The following is a 17,612-nucleotide window of genomic DNA, read 5'->3' as shown; positions in this document are numbered from 1 at the left end:
AGGCTTCTCCTTGAAAATCAGCGACGATAACGCGCCAGAGCCAGGTCGGCGGTTTCGATGGCAGGGGTCTGGCCGCCGATCAGGTCGGCGATGACCTGTCCCGATCCGCAGGCCATGGTCCAGCCAAGCGTGCCATGGCCCGTGTTGAGGAAGAGATTGTCGATTGGCGTCGCGCCGATTACCGGGGTGGAATCAGGCGTCATCGGTCGCAACCCGCTCCAGAATGTTGCCTGGCTGAGGTCGCCTGCGCCGGGGAACAGCGTGCCGACGCTATGGTCGAGCGTATCGCGGCGCGCCTGCGGCAGATCATTGGTGTAACCCGACAATTCGGCCATGCCGCCCACGCGGATGCGGTCGCCCAGCCGGGTGATCGCAACCTTGTAGCTTTCATCGAGCAGTGTCGAGACCGGCGCGGCATCGGGCCGCACGATCGGCACGGTGATGGAATAGCCCTTCACCGGATAGACCGGAAGCCGCATGCCAAGTGGGGCCAGGAGCAAGGGCGAGAAGCTGCCCATGGCGACGAGATAGGCGTCGCCGGTGACGTCGCCTTCGTCGGTGACGACATGGGTGATCTGCCCGGCTGCGCGCGCCAGCCCCTTGATGGTGCGGCCCATCAGGAACTGGACGCCGCGCGCCCGCGCCATGTCTGCGAGGGCATTGGTGAATTTGAAGCAGTCGCCCGTCTCGTCATTGGGCAGGCGCAGGCCGCCCGCGATGGAGGACGCGCTGGCGGCAAGGCCAGATTCGGCGGCGATACAGCCGGCGCGGTCCAGCACCTCGAAAGGCACATTATCGGCGCGCAGCACCTCAATATCCTTGGCGATGCCGTCGAGTTGCTTTTGTTCGCGAAAAAGTTGCAGCGTGCCCTGACGGCGCTCGTCATAGCTGATGCCGGTGGCGGCGCGCAGGGCAATCAGCTGATCGCGGCTATATTCGGCCAGCCGCACCATCCGTCCCTTGTTGATGCGATAGTCGGCGGCGTTGCAATTGCCCAGCATCGCGATCATCCAGCGCAGCATGGCCATGTCCACATTGGGGCGCAGGATCAGCGGCGCGTGCTGCATGAACAGCCAGCGCAGCGCCTTGGCGGGGATGCCAGGCGCGGCCCAGGGGGATGCGTAACCGGGCGAGATTTCGCCAGCATTGGCGAAGCTGGTTTCCTGCGCCACGCTGCTCTGGCGATCGATCAATACGACTTCATGCCCTGCCTGCGAGAGATACCAGGCGGAGGTGACGCCGATGACCCCGCCGCCCAGGATAACGACCTTCATGCCATGATACTCCTGTCTGGATTAGCGACCGACGCGGGCAGATAGGTCCGCGCATAGCGCTTGCCCAGCCGGGTCAATATTTCGTAGCTGATCGTATCGGCCTGCGCCGAGACATCGTCGATGGTCTGGTGCGGGCCGATCAGTTCGACCGGCGCTCCGGCATGGAGCAGGGCGTCTGGCACGTCCGTGACATCGAGCGCCATACTGTCCATCGACACCCGCCCGACGATGGGCACGCGCACGCCGCCAATCCAGGCGCTACCACGATTGCTGAGATGACGCGGCCAGCCGTCAGCATAGCCCACGGAGATAGTCGCAACGCGCGCAGGCCGATCGAACCGATGGGTCAGACCATAACCGACCCCTGCCCCTGCTTCGAGGGTGCGCAGCTGAACGATATAGGCGTCCAGCGCAATGACCGACCGCATGGGATTGGGCTGGCCATGGGGGGCGCCGCCATAAAGGGCGATTCCGGCGCGGACGATGTCGCCATGTCCCACGCCCGGCGTCATGGCGCCGCCCGAATTGTCGATCGAGCGCGGGACGCCGGGGAACTGGCGAGCGATGGCATCGAAAGCGGTACGCTGCCGCTCGTTGAACCCGTCGTCGGGATCATCGGCGCAGGCCAGATGCGTCATGACAAGGCGCAGGTCGATACCATCCAGTCGCTCCGGCGATATCCGCAGGATCGCCAGCTCATCCGGGGTCAGGCCCAGGCGACCCATACCGCTGTCGATCTGAATCACTCCGGGCAAGGGGCGGCCCATCGTGCGGGCCAAGGCGGCCCGGCTATCAATCTGTTCCAGAGAATTGAGGACGGGCACCGCGCCGACCGCAACGCAATCCCCTTCCGCGCCGAGCGGCAGCCCATTGAGGATGTAGAGGGTGGTATCGATCGGCAGATGCGGTTTCAGGATCGCCGCTTCGCATAAATGAGCGACGAAGAAATGTCGGCAGCCTGCGGCGTACAGGGCAGCGGATACCGGAACGGCGCCCAGGCCATAGGCGTCGGCCTTGACCACTCCAGCAACGGTAGCGGGCGCGACATGCTGCGCGATCAGCTGATAATTGGCCACCAGCGCGCCAAGGTCGATGCACAAGCGTCCCGCCGTTCCATGCTGCAAGACCATTCCCCTTCCTACGTCGAAGTACAATAAATCACGTTTGTTCGAATATCTACGCAATCAGCAGATGATTATTCGATATTTAGCGCCTATATCGCACAATGTTTCAATGGATTTGCACATATGGCCATGTCCTTCGATAATGTGGATCGCGCGATTCTGCGCTTGCTCAAACTGAACGCGCGGCGATCCAATGCGGAAATTGCGGCGGAGGTCGGCCTTTCGCCGTCGGCTTGCCATCGACGCATCCGGCAGCTGGAAGCGCAGGGCTATATTCGCGGCTATACCGTGGTCGCAGGCGGACGGGACGACAACAGTCTGGTCAACGTGCTGGTCCAGGTGACGCTCGATCGACAGACAGAGGATCATCTTGCCCGCTTCGAACATGCGGTGCGCCAATGTCCGGAAATCCGCGAATGCTTTCTGATGACCGGTGCCGTCGATTATTGGCTGCGTGTCGAAGCGGACAGCGTGGATGCCTATGAGCGCATCCATAGCGAAATTTTGTCGCGGATGCCCGGCGTGACCCGGATCAATTCCAGCATCGCCATGCGCGACGCGCTGCGCCCGCGCCGCAGCAAGGGCTAAGGCGATGCCGCGCCGCTTAGCGAAAACCGATGGCCCAGGTGCAGGCAGCGGCGATGAGCAGGCCGACAAGCGCTTTCCACGGTGATCCGACGGGCAGATCGGCCGCGCCTTCCATATATATGGTGCTGCGGCCATGGATCATCGGGCCCATCAGATTATGGCGCAGGCGCAGCAGATAATAGAGGATGGCGGCAATGTGCAGCGCAACGAGCGTGAGCAGCAGGTTGAACAACAATCCATGCAGATCAGCGGCCAGGCGCCCCTGATCGAAGCTGACATAGTCGGCGAGTGGCCCTGATTCGAGGCCATCGACATCCACCGCGAACAGGCCAGCCGTCACCATGGCGATCAGGCTGACGATCATCAGCAGGACGCTCCAGCCACCGACCGGATTATGACCCGCCGTGGCACGATAGGGCCGTGTCCGGAGCGTTTGGAGATAGGTGAAGGCCGAGCGGGGACTGCGCACGAATTGGCCGAAGCGGGCTGTGCTGCTGCCCACAAACCCCCAATAGATACGAAAAACCAGCAGGAACAGGATGGCATAGCCCGACAGGCGGTGCCATTCCATTTCATGCTGTTCGCCGCTCCACCAGGAAAAGGTCAAAAGGGCGACGAGCAACCAGTGGAACAGCCGGATATACATATCCCAGACAAGCGAACGAAGGGATGGCGCGTCAGTCGACACGGCGCAGTCGCTCAATTGTCCGCGCGGAACTGGCGATGACAGCCGGCGCAGGTACCGCCGGTCGCCTTGGCCTGTGCGCGGATCGCGTCGATATTGCCGCCATTGACGACGCCGACCAGCTTGCCCGATTCAGCAATCAGCTTGGCCATCTGTCCATCAAAGGTCGCGCGATCGGTCCAGATGTTCGGCAAGGCGTCGGTGGATAGGCCCGCCGTCGGGCCGCTGCCCGCCGGGAACAGCCGGGATTGTTCCCGCGCCGTGGCGGCGATCGTCTGGGCCGCAGCAACCATCGTGGCTTTTACCGGCGCGCCGCTCTTGAGCTGATCGTTCAGCGCCTTCATCGCCGCGCCCATCTTCTTGTAGCCTGCCTGGCGCGCAGCGATCGCCGCCTTGGGCGCAGGCGCTGAGGTGGGCGCGGCTGTCAGCGGTTGCGCCAGCATGGGCAGGATGATGAGCGGAAGCCCCAGCATTGCGAGCGTCGGGAGACGGAAAGACGGCGATATGGTCATGCGATGTTCTACCTTGCGGTTTGGCTGTCAATGGTCAGGAACGGTCTGCGGCGCGGCACCCGCCATCTTCACCGACATCTTGTCGGGAAAGACCGCGCGAAAAATCTGCTTCACTTCGGTAAGGCCACCGTCCGCCATTTGCGCGGCGGTCTTGCCATATTTGCTGGGAATGTCGGTGCGTGCACCGCGAGCAGCCAGAATGTGCAGCATGGCTTCCAGCTCTGGCTGGACACCGCCGGCAACCAGCAGGTGGAGCGCGGTCATGCCATCTTTCCCCGCTATATCGACGACCGGCGCAAGAGACAGGGCATAGTCGAGCGTCGCCGCACTGCCCCCACGCGCCGCTGCCAGCACGACGTTGGTACCATCCGCCGCGACGAAGCGCGGATCGGCCCCTGCGGCCAGCAACAGCATCATGGCATCCTTGCGGCCATTGGCGGCAGCAATCAGCAACGGGGGCGTGGGTGGTACCGACGGCGGGGGAACGCCGAAATTGGCTTCGGTCACCCAGGTGATCCGCGACGGTCCGGTCAGGCCATTGGGATCAGCGCCCTTGGCCAGCAGTAATCGGATGAGTTCGGCATCGCCTCCCGCCGCTGCGCCATGAAGCAACTGCTCGCCGGTCCGATCCCGCTCCACTATGTCCGCGCCATGCGGCACTAGCAGGACGGCGGCCCCGTAATTTTTCTGGTACAGCGCAAGCTGGACTGCACTACTATTTTCCGGGCCGCGATGGGCGCTGTCCGCACCGGCTGCCAGCATGATCTGCGTAGCGGGGACTACGCCGCTCTTGATCGCGAAGAACAGGGGCGTGAAGCCACCCTTCGACACGCGATTGGGGTTTGCGCCAGCCTTCAGCAACAGGGCCATCGCCACAGTCCGGCCCGCCGCGGCGGCCCACATAAGGGGCGTCTGGCCACGGCTGTCGACACTGTCCGGGGCCGCGCCCAAGGAGAGCATGCGGTCGACGGCTTCTGCGGGACCGTAGCGGGCGCAAATGGCGAGCGCGCTTGTGCCATCGGCCCGTGCGCCGCGCACATCGGCGCGCGCATCCAGCAACTGCGCCAATATGGCCGGATCGCCCAGTTCGCAGGCGAGCGCCAACGGCGTCACGCCATCCTGATCGGCAGTATCGACGGTCGCGCCGCCAGCCAGCAGCGCGGCGACAATCGCGGGATTTTGGGTGTTGACTGCCCAGCCTAGCGGCGTCGCGCCGAAGGCCAGCTTCTGGTTCGGATCGGCTCTGTCGGCCAGTGCAGCCTGAACGGCCGCCACGTCATTTGCCACGATCGCGCGCGCCAGCCCATCATCCCTCTGCGGCGCGCGGGCCTGCGCGATGCCGCATCCCGCCATCAGCGCCAGCAGGGCGACACCCAGGCATGCGCGATCAAACATTGGCCAGCGCCTTGAACGGGCCGTCGCTGTCGCCAAAGCGGGTCGCGGGGACATCCAGCACCTGCAGCGTGCTCAGCAGCAGATTGGACATGGTGGTCCCTTTTGGCGCCACAACATGCCGGTCGCCCGGTACCAGCCCGCCCGCGACAATGATGGGCAGATCCATATGGTCATGTTCATTGGGATCGCCAAAGGCCGACCCGCGCAGCACCAGCGTCCGGTCCAGCAGCGATCCTTCGCCGTCCTTCACCGCCTTCATCCGTTCCAGATAATAAGCAAAATATTCCATATGATGCCGGTTGATACGGGCCAGTTTCGCCTTTTTCTCCGGGCTATTGCCGTGATGGCTGAGCATATGGTGGGAATCCGGCACGCCGATTTCCGGATAGGTGCGGTTGCTGAGTTCCCGGCCGATCATGAAACTGCCGATGCGGGTGATGTCGGCCTGCATCGCCAGCACCTGTAGGTCGATCATCAGGCGGACATGCGCATCGAAACTGTCGGGAATGCCCGCCGGTCGTTCCAGATCAGCACTCTGCGCGCCACCGCCCGACGCGATCGCGCGCTGGATGCGCCGTTCAATGTCGCGGGTCGCTTCCAGATATTCGTCGAGCTTGCGGCGATCCTCCATCCCCAGCGCGCCGCTCAGGCGCGCACTATCGTCCATCACGAAATCCAGGATGCTCGATTGCCGCCGTAGCCGGGCCAGGCGGCTCTTGGCGTCCAGCGCGTCGCCATCGCCGAAAAGTCGCTCGAACACGTCGCGCGGATTGGCGGTGACGGGCAGCGGGACGGTAGGATTGCGCCAACTGATGCCATTGGTATAGGCGCAGCTATAGCCGATGTCGCAACTGCCCAGCAGGCTGGCCTGATCGATACCCAGTTCGAGCGAACTCAGCTGGGTCGCGTCGCCCAGATGATCGGCATAGGCCTGATCGACAGAAATGCCGCAGCGTATGTCGGTGCCTTCGGTCTGTTTCACATGGACGCCGGTGATGAAGGCGGGGCAAGAGCGGCCATGCCCCGCCGGACGATCCCCCATCGCCGCCGCGCTGGGATGGCCAAGGCCGGTGATGACGCTGATCTGCGCGCGATGCGGCGCCAGCGGCTCCAGCGTAGCTGGCAAGATGAAGCCCGGCCCCTCTGATGATGGCATGAACTGGTCCATCATCATGCCATTGGGTGAATAGAATATCTGGAGCCTTTTGGGCCGGGATGCGACATCGGCCGCCTTGGCCGATGGCATCATCGCCTCCAGAAAGGGCAGCGCCAGGGCCGTGCCAGCGCCACGCAACAGGGTTCGGCGGCTAAGCGGTTTACGCAGGATGATCATCGCGTTGCCCTCATTGACCAGTTGTTCGCCGCAGGGTGAAGGGCGCGCTGTGTACGATCCCCTTGATGACGGTCTGGATGCGATAGCCATCTGCGGCGGCGCTGCGGGTGATGGTGCGGATGGCCGGCATGTCGCGCGCATCCACCCCGCGGGCCAGCGCATAGGTCAGCAGCCTTTCGGTAAAGGCGCTGGCGAATTCGTCCTTTTGGCTGAGCAGGATGCGCTTCAACCCCGACAGGCCGGCAAATTGGGTGCCGTCGGGCATCCGCGCCGATACGTCGATGGGCTGGCCCGCATCTTTCTGGCGAAAGGCGCCGATCGCATCGAAATTTTCAAGACTGAAGCCCAGCGGGTCCATCTTCACATGACAGGCGGCGCAGGCCGGGCTTTTGCGATGCAGTTCCAACTGCTCGCGCGCGGTCAGCAGGCGACCGTCATGCTTTTCCTGCAATGCGGGCACGTCGGGCGGCGGCGGCGGCGGTGAGGCGGCGAGTAGATTGTCGAGAATCCATTTGCCCCGCTTCACCACCGATGTGTGATTGCCATAGGAAGTGACGGTCAAGATGCTCGCCTGCCCCAGCAACCCGCCACGATTGGAGGCCGGGTCCAGAGTGACGCGCCGCATGGCGGTGCCGGTGATCCCGCCAATGCCATAATGGTCGGCCAGCCGCTGGTTGAGGAAGGTATAGTCCGCCGCAATGAAATCCAGCAGGCTGCGATTGGTGCGCAACACATAGGTGAAGAACATTTCCGTTTCCTGCGCCATGGCACGGCGCAGGCGCGTATCGAATTTGGGGAATATGCTGATATCGGGCCGTTGTTGGTCCAGGTTACGCAAATAGAGCCACTGGCCTGCGAAATTGGTCGTCAACGCCTGCGCGCGCGGATCGGCGAGCATCCGGGTGATCTGCGCATCCATGACGCCGGGCTTTTGCAACTGGCCCGTTTCGGCCAGCGACAGCAGCGTATCGTCGGGAATGCTGCTCCAAAGAAAGAAGGACAGGCGGGACGCGAGTTCCAGGTCGGTGAGGCGCCGAACGCCGCCCGGCTTGCTGCCTACCGGATCCTGCTCGACCAGGAACAGGAAATGGGGTGAGACCAGTATCGCTTCGACGGCTGCCTCGATCCCATGTTCGAAATCGGACTGGGCGCGCTCGGTCGCATAGACCCGCATCAGCGGCGTCAGGTCATTGTCGTTCACCGGCCGACGATAGGCACGGCGGGCCAGCGCCCCGACGATCTGCCGGGCGCAAGCGGCTTCAGCGCTGGCCCGCCGGGGCTTGCAGATGAAGATGCGATCGCGGCTGGGGGTCCGGCCGACACCCTTTGGCGAAAATGGCCCGGCCACGTCGATCTGGAGGACGTCGCGCGGGAAATTCTGCTGCGAATAGCGCGGCGACATGCGATAGGACCGCACGTTAACGGTTTTGACCCGAACGCCATCAACCGAGACATCCATTGGCAGCATGACCGGCGCCGCGGTCGGCACCGGCACCTTGTCGAGATCATTGCGTAGCGTCTGGACGCTCTCGTCGGGCGCCAGTTGGCGCCGGAAGGACAGGCCGATGACATGTGCCCCGGATTTCAGCGGCACACGGACGCTGACCTTATCCTCTGGCTGGCGGTCGGTTTCATTGTTCGTATTGGCGTTCAGCCAGCCGCTAATCTCGTAGGTGGCATCATAGCGGGCATAATAGGTAAACGCCCCGCCCCCGCGCGAACCGAGCGGCAGATCGTCGCTGGCGCGCTCATTATAGGCAGGGCGGCCCCCATTCATGACCGATCCATCCTTGGGTACTTCATAGGATGTGACGAATTCCCGCCGGGACGTCAGGCCCGTCGCCAGGCGGCCAACTTTGCTCGCGACGGCGATATAGCGGTCCATCAACGTCGGTGAGACGCTCAGCACATCGGCGATATTGTCAAAGCCATAGCCCGAATTGTCCTGCGGCAGTTCCCGGCTGACATCGACGTCGAGCGCCAGAAGGTCGCGCACCGCATTGGCATATTCGACCCGGTTGAGGCGACGGATCGTCGCGCGGCCGGGATCGGGATGCTTTGCGGCATAGGCGTCCAGTCCGCTCTCTAGCCACTGGACGAAAGCGGCTCTGGCGGCAGCTGTTGGCTGCGGCTTGTTGAGCGGCGGCATTTCGCCCTGGCGAGTGCGACGCAGCACCTTTTCCCAGATCTCCATATTCCTGCCATGGAAAAGATCGCCATTGCGCACATCATCGAGCGACAGGTTTGCGACCTTGTCATTGTCGTTATGGCAGCGCGAACAATAGTCGCCCAAAATGGCCGGGGTCGCTTCGGGCGTTGCGAAAGCTTCTACAACAAGCGGCTGCTCTGCTTCGTCCGGCCGCGCCAGAACCGACGCCGTGGCGACCAGCGCGCTGAGCGCCAGAATGCAACTGGGCAAGGTCGGATGCCAGTTCAGGCCCATCACATATGATCCCATGTCCCGCAGGCGGCCATGCGCCGTCCCCTTTCCCCTTGTCATGACGATCGGCGGCCCATCGTCCGCCGTTTGCATGCAAATCGGGTGTGAGCGCGGGCCTATTGCGGATTCCGCGTTGCGTCCATTGCCGTTAACGGGACGGATGAATCGCAAAATTAGGCCACCCCGCGGGATGGCCCCGCCATTCTGCCCGCTCCGCCCGCCGCTCTGATTTTGGCAACGCGATGTCCGCAATATCGTCATTGAACATCCTGGGCCTCGTCGCCAGAAAGGCCGCGAAACAGGGGATTGCTATGACGTGGGTGGCTGCATTGTTGATGGCGCTGATGGTTGGCGCCGGGCCGGTCGTGGCGCGAACCCCAGCCACCGCCTTGTCCAACGAGGCGCGCACGGCAGCCTATCTGGATCGGATCGTGCATAGCAGTCCGCGCCTGCGCATCTTCCTTCAGGCCATGCCCAAGGGCGGCGACCTGCACAATCATGCTGGCGGCGCCAATTTCGCGGAGGATTATCTTCGCTGGGCAGCCGCGGACGGCCTGTGTATCTCGACCGTCACGTATCATATCGTCGAACCGCCCTGTACGCCGCCGGAACATATCCCGGCCGCCGGGCTGGAGCGCACCTATCCCCATTATTCGCGCGCGATCGACGCCTTTTCCACCCGCGGTTTCGAGGCGGGCGTGGGCGACCCGGAAGTGTCGGGCTATGACCGCTTCTTCGCGACCTTCGATGCGTTTGGCCCGGCCTATAGTCGCCATGTCGGCGAAGCGATGGCGCTGACCCGCAGGCAGGCGGCTGCGGATCATGTCTCCTATGTTGAATTGGGCAGCGGCGCGCGCGCAGGCTGGTTGCTGGGCATGAAGATGGCCGATGCCGACGCCAGCGATCTTGCCGCGCTCTACGCCAGGATCGCGCCGCTATTGCCGGATGCGGTTGCCAGCGCGAGGGCCGATTATGACGGCTATGATGCGCAGGGTGCGAAGTTCAACGGATGCGGAACGGCCGATCGCGAACCTGCCTGCGACGTGGCGATGCGCTATCTCTACACGGCGATCCGCACCAATCCACCGGCGCAAGTGTTCGCGCAACTCGCCTTCGGCTTTGCCCTGGCCGATGCCGATCCGCGTTTTGTCGGCGTCAATATCGCCGCGCCGGAGCATGATCCGGTGGCGGTGCGCGACTATGCGCTGCATATGCAGATGATCGCGTTCCTCAAAGCGCGCCATCCCAAGGTGCAATTGTCACTGCATGCGGGCGAACTGACATTGGGTCTGGTTCCTTCGCGCGATCTGAGCTTCCACATTCGCGATGCAGTGCAAATCGCGGGTGCCAGGCGGATCGGCCACGGCATCGACATCGCTTATGAGACTGACGCGCCCGCGCTGCTGGCGCAGATGGCGCGCGATCAGGTAGTGGTGGAGATCAACCTGACCAGCAACGCGGTCATACTGGGCGTGAAGGGCAGCGATCATCCGCTGTCGCTATACCGGGAAGCGGGCGTGCCGGTGGTACTCTCGACCGACGATGAAGGCGTGTCGCGCAGTGACATGACCAATGAATATCTGCGCGCCGTCACCGAACAGGGGCTGCGCTACGCGGATTTAAAGCAGATCGTGCGTAACGGGCTGCATTACAGCTTCCTGCCGGGCGACAGCCTGTGGCAGGACAGGCCGGGCGGTGCGCGGGCTGCGGCGTGCGTGTCAATGGATGCGCCAGGATGCGGCGCATGGCTGGCGAAAAATGTGAAAGCGGCAGCGCAAGCCCGACTGGAGCGCGATCTCCAGGCCTTCGAAGCTGGACACCTCGAAGAACCGCTGGATTTGCGTGTAGGGTCGACGGTGCGGATTGAGGCGGCGTGGAAGGAGTGATGTTGCAGCGTATTTGTCGGTGATTTCGATATTGCCGGTGCCGCAGTGGCCGGATTTACCGTCGGTGGCGCTTGGTTCATATCAAGCAGGCGCAGTTCGCCCTTCGAGCCAGGCCAAGCGCTGGAAGTTATAGGCCAAGTTGGCCATGCCGATCTTGATGGTAGCGCGGGCGATGCCGATGGTGCGCACGACCAGCCCCATGCGGTTCTTTTGCCCGGCGAACACATGCTCGACCTGGGCGCGGATCTTGGAACGCCGGGTATTGGCCTTGGCGATCCGCTCAGGCAACGCTCGCCGCGGTTTACGCCGCTGGTGAATGTGGCTGGTGAACATGCCACTGGCCAGGAACGCCTCGTTCTTCTTGGATCGATAGGCGGTATCAGCCCAGACGCCGGAGGCAGTGTTGTCCTTACTGATCAGAACCGGCAGCCGTGCGCCGTCATGGGCATTGGCGGCGCTGGCATCCCAGGTGCGGATCAGCCCATGGGTTTTGTCGATGCCGATATGATTCTTGTACCCGAACATCGGGATGGCCAGATCGACCGGCCTAGCCGCCTTGGGATCGGCGCCCTCTTTGATCTTGGCCTTGCTGTACTTGATCGACCAGCGCGCATCACGGTCCTTTTGCCGGGTCTTGGCCGGCTTCCAGCCCTCGGGCACGCCGCCTTCCTTGATCGCTGCTTTCTCCGCTTCGGTATTGCGCTGTTTGGGTGCCTGCACGACCGTAGCGTCGATGATTTGCCCGCCCATGGCGAGATAGCCCCGATCCTTGAGGGCAGCGTCGAAGCGAGCGAAAAGTTTGTCTATGGCCTTGGCATTTACCAGGCGTTCCCGAAACAGCCACACCGTGGTCGCATCCGGCACGGTGCCATCGAGCCCAAGGCCCAGGAACCGTTGGAATGACAACCGGTCTTTGATCTGAAACTCGGCGGCCTCGTCCGACAGCGAATAGAGCGCCTGTAGAACCAGAATCTTGAACATCAGCACCGGATCAAAGGGCGGTCGCCCACCCTTGCCGCGAACGCAGCGACGAAGCGCTGCCACCAGCGGACCACGGAAAACCTCGAAATCCACAACTGCCGCTAATCGCTCCAGCGGATCGCCCGCCGCGCTCAGCGCATCGTACCGGTCCGAAAGATCGAAGAAACCAGGCTGACTTGCCATCATCGCCTCCTACGCATCGCCGACGAAGTGAATCAAATCCGCCGATCAAACGCCAGAGTTTTTCGAGGTGTCCAGCTATGCCGCGCTAATCCGATCGGGCACGATCAGGTTCAGGGTGACCGCAACCAGCGCGGCAGCGGTCATGCGCGCCGATCTTTGGCGCGAAACCGCGCAGGATCAGGAATAGCGCGCCAATGGTGACAATATGCCGCTCATGATGCCAGTGATGCAGCTCCGTCGACAATCTCCCAACCGGGGATCGTCCATGCAGACCAGCACGTCGGCATTGCGGATAACGCAAAGCGCCATGCTATTGCGGGACGGTCTTTTCGTAGCGATCCCAATGATCGATCAACTCGTCCACCACCTTGGAGCCCACCAGATAGAGACTTTCGAGCGCGGCGTTCATACCGGCATAGCCTTCATTTTCGGTCAGCAGATAATGGGCGGCGCTGTCGCCGGGCGGGGGCATGGTGAAGTTGCTGCCCGCGCGCAATACCATGAAGCGCTGCTTGTCCACCCGGCCGATGCGGTCGAGATAGACGATCGACTGATAGGTGCCGGTTTCCTCCATGGCGGAAGTGACGAATTCACCCTTGCCCTGCGTCCAATATTTCACCCAGTCATTGGCCCAGTCGGTCATCCGCGCGCCGTGCCAGAATGTCATGGCTGCCAGTTGATCGCCCTTCAGCACGAAGGGCGGGCGCTGCGCCATGGGATGGTCGGTGAAGCGCGCCCGTTCCTTGCGGATCGAAGGATCGTCGGGCAGCGCCAAATCCTTGGTCAGGTCATAGGCCCAGTCACGCAGCGCCGGGTTGATCTCGAATATTTCGCCCTGGCCCACGGGCGGACTGGGATCATTGGGGCCTTTGCTGTGCAGCGGGAAATAGCCGCTTTTCCAGTCGGCAGGAATTTCCCGCGCGTCGATTTCATGGGCGAGATCGCCATCCACCAGATAGCGCGCCCAGGCAGCCGAGCCGATGGAGGCATTTTGCGGATCGATGCCCGCAATGCCCGCGACCAGCCAATAAGCGTGGGAAAGGTCGAACCGCTGATCGAGACCCAGCGCCATCGTCGCAGTCGCCGACTTTATATTGCCCATGCCCGTGACCATGCCCAGTATCTGGGTATCGGGATTATAATAAAGGTCATGATGGGACTGGGGGAAAGGGATACGGGTATCGAGATGCCGCCGTTCCTTCCACAGCTGGAATTCGCCCGGCTTGTCGCCGCTATCCTCGCCGATTTCAAACAGCGACACGATAACGACCCGGACTGGCAGTGGATGGGCGCAGGCTTTGCCGGGCAGGCAGTCCTCGACGCCCGAAGGCAGCGCGGCGCAGGCCGGGACTGGCGCGGCAATGAGCAGGGTCGCACTCGCCAGTGTCGCGACATAAGACAGAAGGCGCATGAAACGTCCCTTATAACCAATCAGCTATGGAAGGCGCCGACAGTCCGACGCCTTCCATAATCATCAGAATTTGTAAGATACCGTCGCCTGGAAACTGCGCGGCCGTTCGGGCAGGACAATCGTGCTGCCGAACAGTTCGGTGAAGTTGGCGCGGAAATATTTCTCGTTGGTCGCATTTTTGACCACGAAGCGGAACAGCCAATTGTCCAGTTGATAGGACGCGCCCAGATCGACCAGCGCATAGCCCGGCAGCTTGACCGCCTGCGACTGGCCGGAAAAGACCGAGTCCACTTTCACGACGCTGGCGCTGAGCGCAAGGCCGTTGTCGAACGAATAGGTGCCGGTCAGCGAGTAGAGATTTTCAGGGATGCCCGCACGACGGGCGTCATTCTTGCTGCCAATCGGCAGCAACGCCCCCGGCTGACCCCCAAAGATCAGCGACGGGTCGTTCAGATAGGCCTTCAGATCCTCATAGCCCAGAAAGCTGAACGCCGTGCCGCTATCCAGGAAGGTCAGGTTGACCACCTTCGTCTTGGTATAGGCGCCGGTAATCAGGAAATGCCGATCAACCGACCAGCGGAATTCCGCTTCCAGCCCCTTGGTCTGTACCGACTGGTTGACCGTGGACGACTGGATATTGTGATCGGTGCGCTCCTGCTTGTACACCGACAGCGCGGCATAGAGCTGGCCGCCGAGCCAGCTGCCCTTGACGCCGCCTTCAACCATTTTGGACGCGGTGATGAAGCCGTTGGCGGCCACCGTGCCGGCATCGATCTCCGAGCCCTGGCCCGCAATCACCGTCGATTGGCGTGAAGCAGTGGCATAGGGGATCAGGCCGAAGGGCATCTTGTAAGACGCGCTTGCCGTCCAGGACCAGCCGCCCTTGCTGCCCTTGGCAGAAGTAACGGCGGGCACATTGTTCATCTTGGTCGGGATGAAGCTGGAATTGACGCTGATATCGTCATAGCGGGCACCCAATATGAGGCCCAGGCCGAAGTTGAAATCAAGGTCGGCCAGGCCCGCAAAGCCATAGTCGGTATAATGGCCCTTGAGATAATTGGAATAATCGCAGTCGCATTCGGTCGATAGCAGACGATCCGACAGAGCGTCGTAGCCCTTGGTCAGGTCGACGCGGTGGAAATATTCAAAATCGAAATCATCGCCATGAAGGAATTTAGTGTAGCGTACCGAAGGCGACAGCTGGAAGGAGAATTTACCCGCGCTGCTATCAAAGCTTTTCGAGATGACGATCTTGTCCTCGATCACCCAGCTTTTATGAAACTGGGAGAAGCCGTAGCTATTTTCGTTATCATTATCGATGCCGTCATAGAAAAACTGGTTCTTGATCTCCAGCCCGTTGTCGGCGGTGTAGATCATGTCGAAATAGGCGGTCTTGGCCTTGTTCACCAACAGATCATTCTTGCCGGTCAGCACTTTCTTCCGGCTGAGCTTTGTCGTGCCGACGTTGGTAAGCCCAAGCCAGGGATAGTTGGTCGCATAGCAGGCGTCATTATTGGACGCGTTGGCAAAGACGCTGCCGCCGCCACAACCGAAGGAACCGAACGGGTTGAAATCGCCGATCGCGGTGAATTCCTGCTGCGATACCTGTCCGTCACCATTGGTATCGACCGGCTGGGCCGATCCGGTGATGTAGGTGCCGTCATCGACCAGAGCCTGAGTCAGGCGGTTCCAGCCGCCATTTTGTTGACCCGAATATTTCTGGTACATGCCGCCAAATTCAATGCGGAAATTGTCGGTGATCTGGCTGTCGAACGCGGCTTGCAGGATCGTCTGGTTGGTCGACATATTGTCGTAATAGCTGTCGCTATCCTCGACCTCGGCATACAGGCTATAGCCGAATTCGGCCGTACCGATCTTCGCCGGGCCGCGCAGTTCTGCCTTCAGCACATTGCGGTTCCAACTGCCGGTCGTGTAGCTGATTTCACCCTCCGGCCCGGTCAGCAACGAACCATCCTTCACGCGCGCGGATTTGGGCACGAAGTTCATGTAGCCGCCGGTTTTGGACGGGCCATAAATGGGCGAGGCCGGGCCGCGCACAATGTCGATCCGGTCCGATGCGCCGATGGGCGTGGGATAGTTGCCGGGATTATCCAGGCGACGAACGCCGCGAAAATAGACTTCGCCGGGCGTACCGCGAATGTCGAGCGCACCACCGACGCCGAAGAAGCTGTTGGTGAAGGTACCGGGCGCCTGGGCGACCAGATCATAAATGTCCGTGATGCCGAAGCGCTCAATCTGTTCGCTGCTGACCGTCGAGGCCGAACGGGGCGTTTCAACCAATGTCTTGGCAAAACCGAAGATCGATCCGACATCCTTGTCGGGCAGCGCGTTCAACGCGCCGGTAACGACGATTTCGGCTCCCGGCTCTGACGCATCGCTCGGCACGGCATCCTGCGCCAGGGCCGGTGTCGTCAGTGCGGTACAGGCCATAAGACCGGCGGCGATCACGCCAAAAGGCCGACTGCAACGGTCCGGACGCGGCGCGACATGGTGCTGTCCGCGCAAGCGATCAATATTCGCCATGAATAAGATACCCCCCTTTTGAAACAGGGCGGCCCATATTGATCGCCCTGCTGTTAATTCTCCCTGTTCCTCTCCCATTTGATCGTCGGCTGGATTTCATTGAGAAATTCCAGCTCTATCCATTTTCACGGTCGGCTCTTGCCGCGGTCGCAAGGCGCCTTGGGCGCCCCCCTTTCGCGACGGTGCATTGCAGCATGCACAGCCATGATCCCCGCCAATCGCCGCCGGACGATGTGGTGTGCATTGCAACTAGGGGCTTGACGTGGTGCGATCAAATGCAATGAATTCGACGCAGTGTTGCAAAAAATAGGGTGGGTATGCCGGCACTTTCACGTTTCTTGCGCTATTTCATAACGGTAGGCCGATTGGGCTCGATCCGGCGCGCGGCGGACGAACTGAACGTGTCTGCGTCAGCGATCGATCGTCAGATTTTGAATGTCGAGGCCAATCTGGGCATGCCGCTGTTCGAGCGGCTGCCGACCGGCCTGCGCCTGACTGCTGCGGGTGAGATCATGATGGCGGCGGGCACCAAATGGCAGAAAAACATGGCGGATGTTCGCGCGCAGATAGAGGATTTGCGCGGGCTGAAACGCGGGCATGTCGATATTGCGGTCATCGATGCCCTGGCCAAGGGCTATATCCCCGCCGCGATCCGGGCGCTGCAAAGCAAATATCCCGGCATCACCATCGGCGTGCGGGTGCTGGAAAATGACGCAGCCCGGCTGGCGACGGTGCGCGGAGAGGTTGATTTCGGCATATTTTTCGAACCGCAGACCGTGCGCGACCTAGCCGTCCGATCCTTCGTGGAGGTCGTGCTGGGCTTCGTCACGCCGACCGGCCATCCACTGGGCGGCAAGAGGGAAGCCCGATTTTCCAGTTGCGTAGGATCAAGGTTGATCGTTCCGGCTGAGCCATTGGCGGTTTATGAGCAGATTTCGGTGCTGGAAGGGACGACCGGCGTGGTGATCGACCGGGCCGTGTCATCGGACAATATCCAGATGATCACGTCGCTCGTATTGCAGGGCATCGGCATCGGCGTACTGACATCGCTCGACGTCATTACCGAGGTGCAGCGCGGCCTCCTGTCCTTCACCAAGATTTCCGACCCGATATTGCGGCCAATGACGCTGGCGCTGTGTACCGCATCGGCGCGCACGCCGTCTTATGCGGCTGGCATAGCCTTGCAGGAAATCGAAAACGGCTTCCCGCAACTCAGCTATCCCATATCGATCGACGGTCCCGCCATGACATGATGG

General features: G+C 61.8%; 13 protein-coding genes. 3 read left to right on the top strand and 10 right to left on the bottom strand.

Translation table 11 applies throughout. From position 1 onward, the window contains the following. Positions 1–17 precede the first annotated feature (17 nt). A complete protein-coding gene (locus AC07X9_RS21280; protein WP_017182405.1) occupies positions 18–1,274 on the bottom strand; it encodes a D-amino acid dehydrogenase in 1,257 nt (418 codons plus the stop codon). Next, positions 1,271–2,404, bottom strand: a complete 1,134-nt coding sequence (alr, locus tag AC07X9_RS21275; protein WP_017182404.1) for an alanine racemase — start codon at positions 2,402–2,404, stop codon at positions 1,271–1,273. The genes AC07X9_RS21280 and alr overlap by 4 nt, the downstream gene beginning before the upstream one ends. 117 nt (positions 2,405–2,521) lie before the next feature. Here alr and AC07X9_RS21270 point away from each other — a divergent pair, with 117 nt between their 5' ends. Further along, positions 2,522–2,986, top strand: coding sequence for an Lrp/AsnC family transcriptional regulator (locus AC07X9_RS21270; protein ID WP_017182403.1), 465 nt, complete (start codon positions 2,522–2,524; stop codon positions 2,984–2,986). A 16-nt stretch (positions 2,987–3,002) separates the two neighbouring features. Here the strand turns inward: AC07X9_RS21270 and AC07X9_RS21265 are convergent, their stop codons facing one another. From AC07X9_RS21265 to AC07X9_RS21245, 5 genes are read right to left on the bottom strand one after another with little or no spacing between them, the layout of a single operon-like run. Further along, positions 3,003–3,632: a cytochrome b/b6 domain-containing protein gene (locus AC07X9_RS21265; protein ID WP_017182402.1), complete on the bottom strand. Its 630-nt coding sequence runs from the start codon at positions 3,630–3,632 to the stop codon at positions 3,003–3,005. Positions 3,633–3,685: 53 nt separating this feature from the next. Beyond that, positions 3,686–4,183, bottom strand: a complete 498-nt coding sequence (locus AC07X9_RS21260) for a c-type cytochrome (RefSeq protein ID WP_026002260.1) — start codon at positions 4,181–4,183, stop codon at positions 3,686–3,688. A gap of 27 nt (positions 4,184–4,210) precedes the next feature. Continuing rightward, positions 4,211–5,578, bottom strand: a complete 1,368-nt coding sequence (locus tag AC07X9_RS21255; protein ID WP_017182400.1) for an ankyrin repeat domain-containing protein — start codon at positions 5,576–5,578, stop codon at positions 4,211–4,213. Beyond that, a complete protein-coding gene (locus AC07X9_RS21250; protein WP_017182399.1) occupies positions 5,571–6,911 on the bottom strand; it encodes a DUF1552 domain-containing protein in 1,341 nt (446 codons plus the stop codon). Before AC07X9_RS21250 ends, AC07X9_RS21255 begins: the two co-directional genes overlap by 8 nt. Before the next feature lie 10 nt (positions 6,912–6,921). Next, the gene (locus AC07X9_RS21245) at positions 6,922–9,444 is read right to left on the bottom strand and encodes a DUF1592 domain-containing protein (RefSeq protein ID WP_017182398.1); all 2,523 of its coding nucleotides are present in this window, start codon (positions 9,442–9,444) and stop codon (positions 6,922–6,924) included. A gap of 218 nt (positions 9,445–9,662) precedes the next feature. Between AC07X9_RS21245 and AC07X9_RS21240 the strand changes: the two genes are divergently transcribed. Then, entirely contained in the window at positions 9,663–11,237 is a 1,575-nt protein-coding gene (locus tag AC07X9_RS21240) for an adenosine deaminase family protein (protein WP_086486455.1), read from the top strand. An 81-nt stretch (positions 11,238–11,318) separates the two neighbouring features. On the opposite strand, the gene AC07X9_RS21235 is transcribed toward AC07X9_RS21240, so the two are convergent. The 3 genes from AC07X9_RS21235 to AC07X9_RS21225 form a co-directional block, all read right to left on the bottom strand. After that, complete coding sequence (locus AC07X9_RS21235) at positions 11,319–12,401, bottom strand: IS5 family transposase (protein ID WP_031309815.1); 1,083 nt, start codon at positions 12,399–12,401, stop codon at positions 11,319–11,321. Between the two features lie 310 nt (positions 12,402–12,711). Next, positions 12,712–13,812, bottom strand: a complete 1,101-nt coding sequence (locus AC07X9_RS21230) for a purine nucleoside permease (protein WP_017181999.1) — start codon at positions 13,810–13,812, stop codon at positions 12,712–12,714. A gap of 63 nt (positions 13,813–13,875) precedes the next feature. Further along, positions 13,876–16,356 carry a TonB-dependent siderophore receptor gene (locus AC07X9_RS21225; protein ID WP_017182000.1) on the bottom strand — a complete coding sequence of 827 codons (2,481 nt, stop codon included), beginning with the start codon at positions 16,354–16,356 and terminating at the stop codon, positions 13,876–13,878. Positions 16,357–16,673: 317 nt separating this feature from the next. Here AC07X9_RS21225 and AC07X9_RS21220 point away from each other — a divergent pair, with 317 nt between their 5' ends. After that, on the top strand, positions 16,674–17,609 hold the full coding sequence (locus AC07X9_RS21220) for a LysR family transcriptional regulator (protein WP_017182001.1): 936 nt from the start codon (positions 16,674–16,676) through the stop codon (positions 17,607–17,609). Positions 17,610–17,612: the final 3 nt, after the last annotated feature.

It is taken from the genome of Sphingobium sp. GW456-12-10-14-TSB1 (assembly GCF_059424385.1).
Note: the sequence above shows the minus strand (reverse complement) of the source record. Positions and strands in the feature narration are given on the sequence as shown.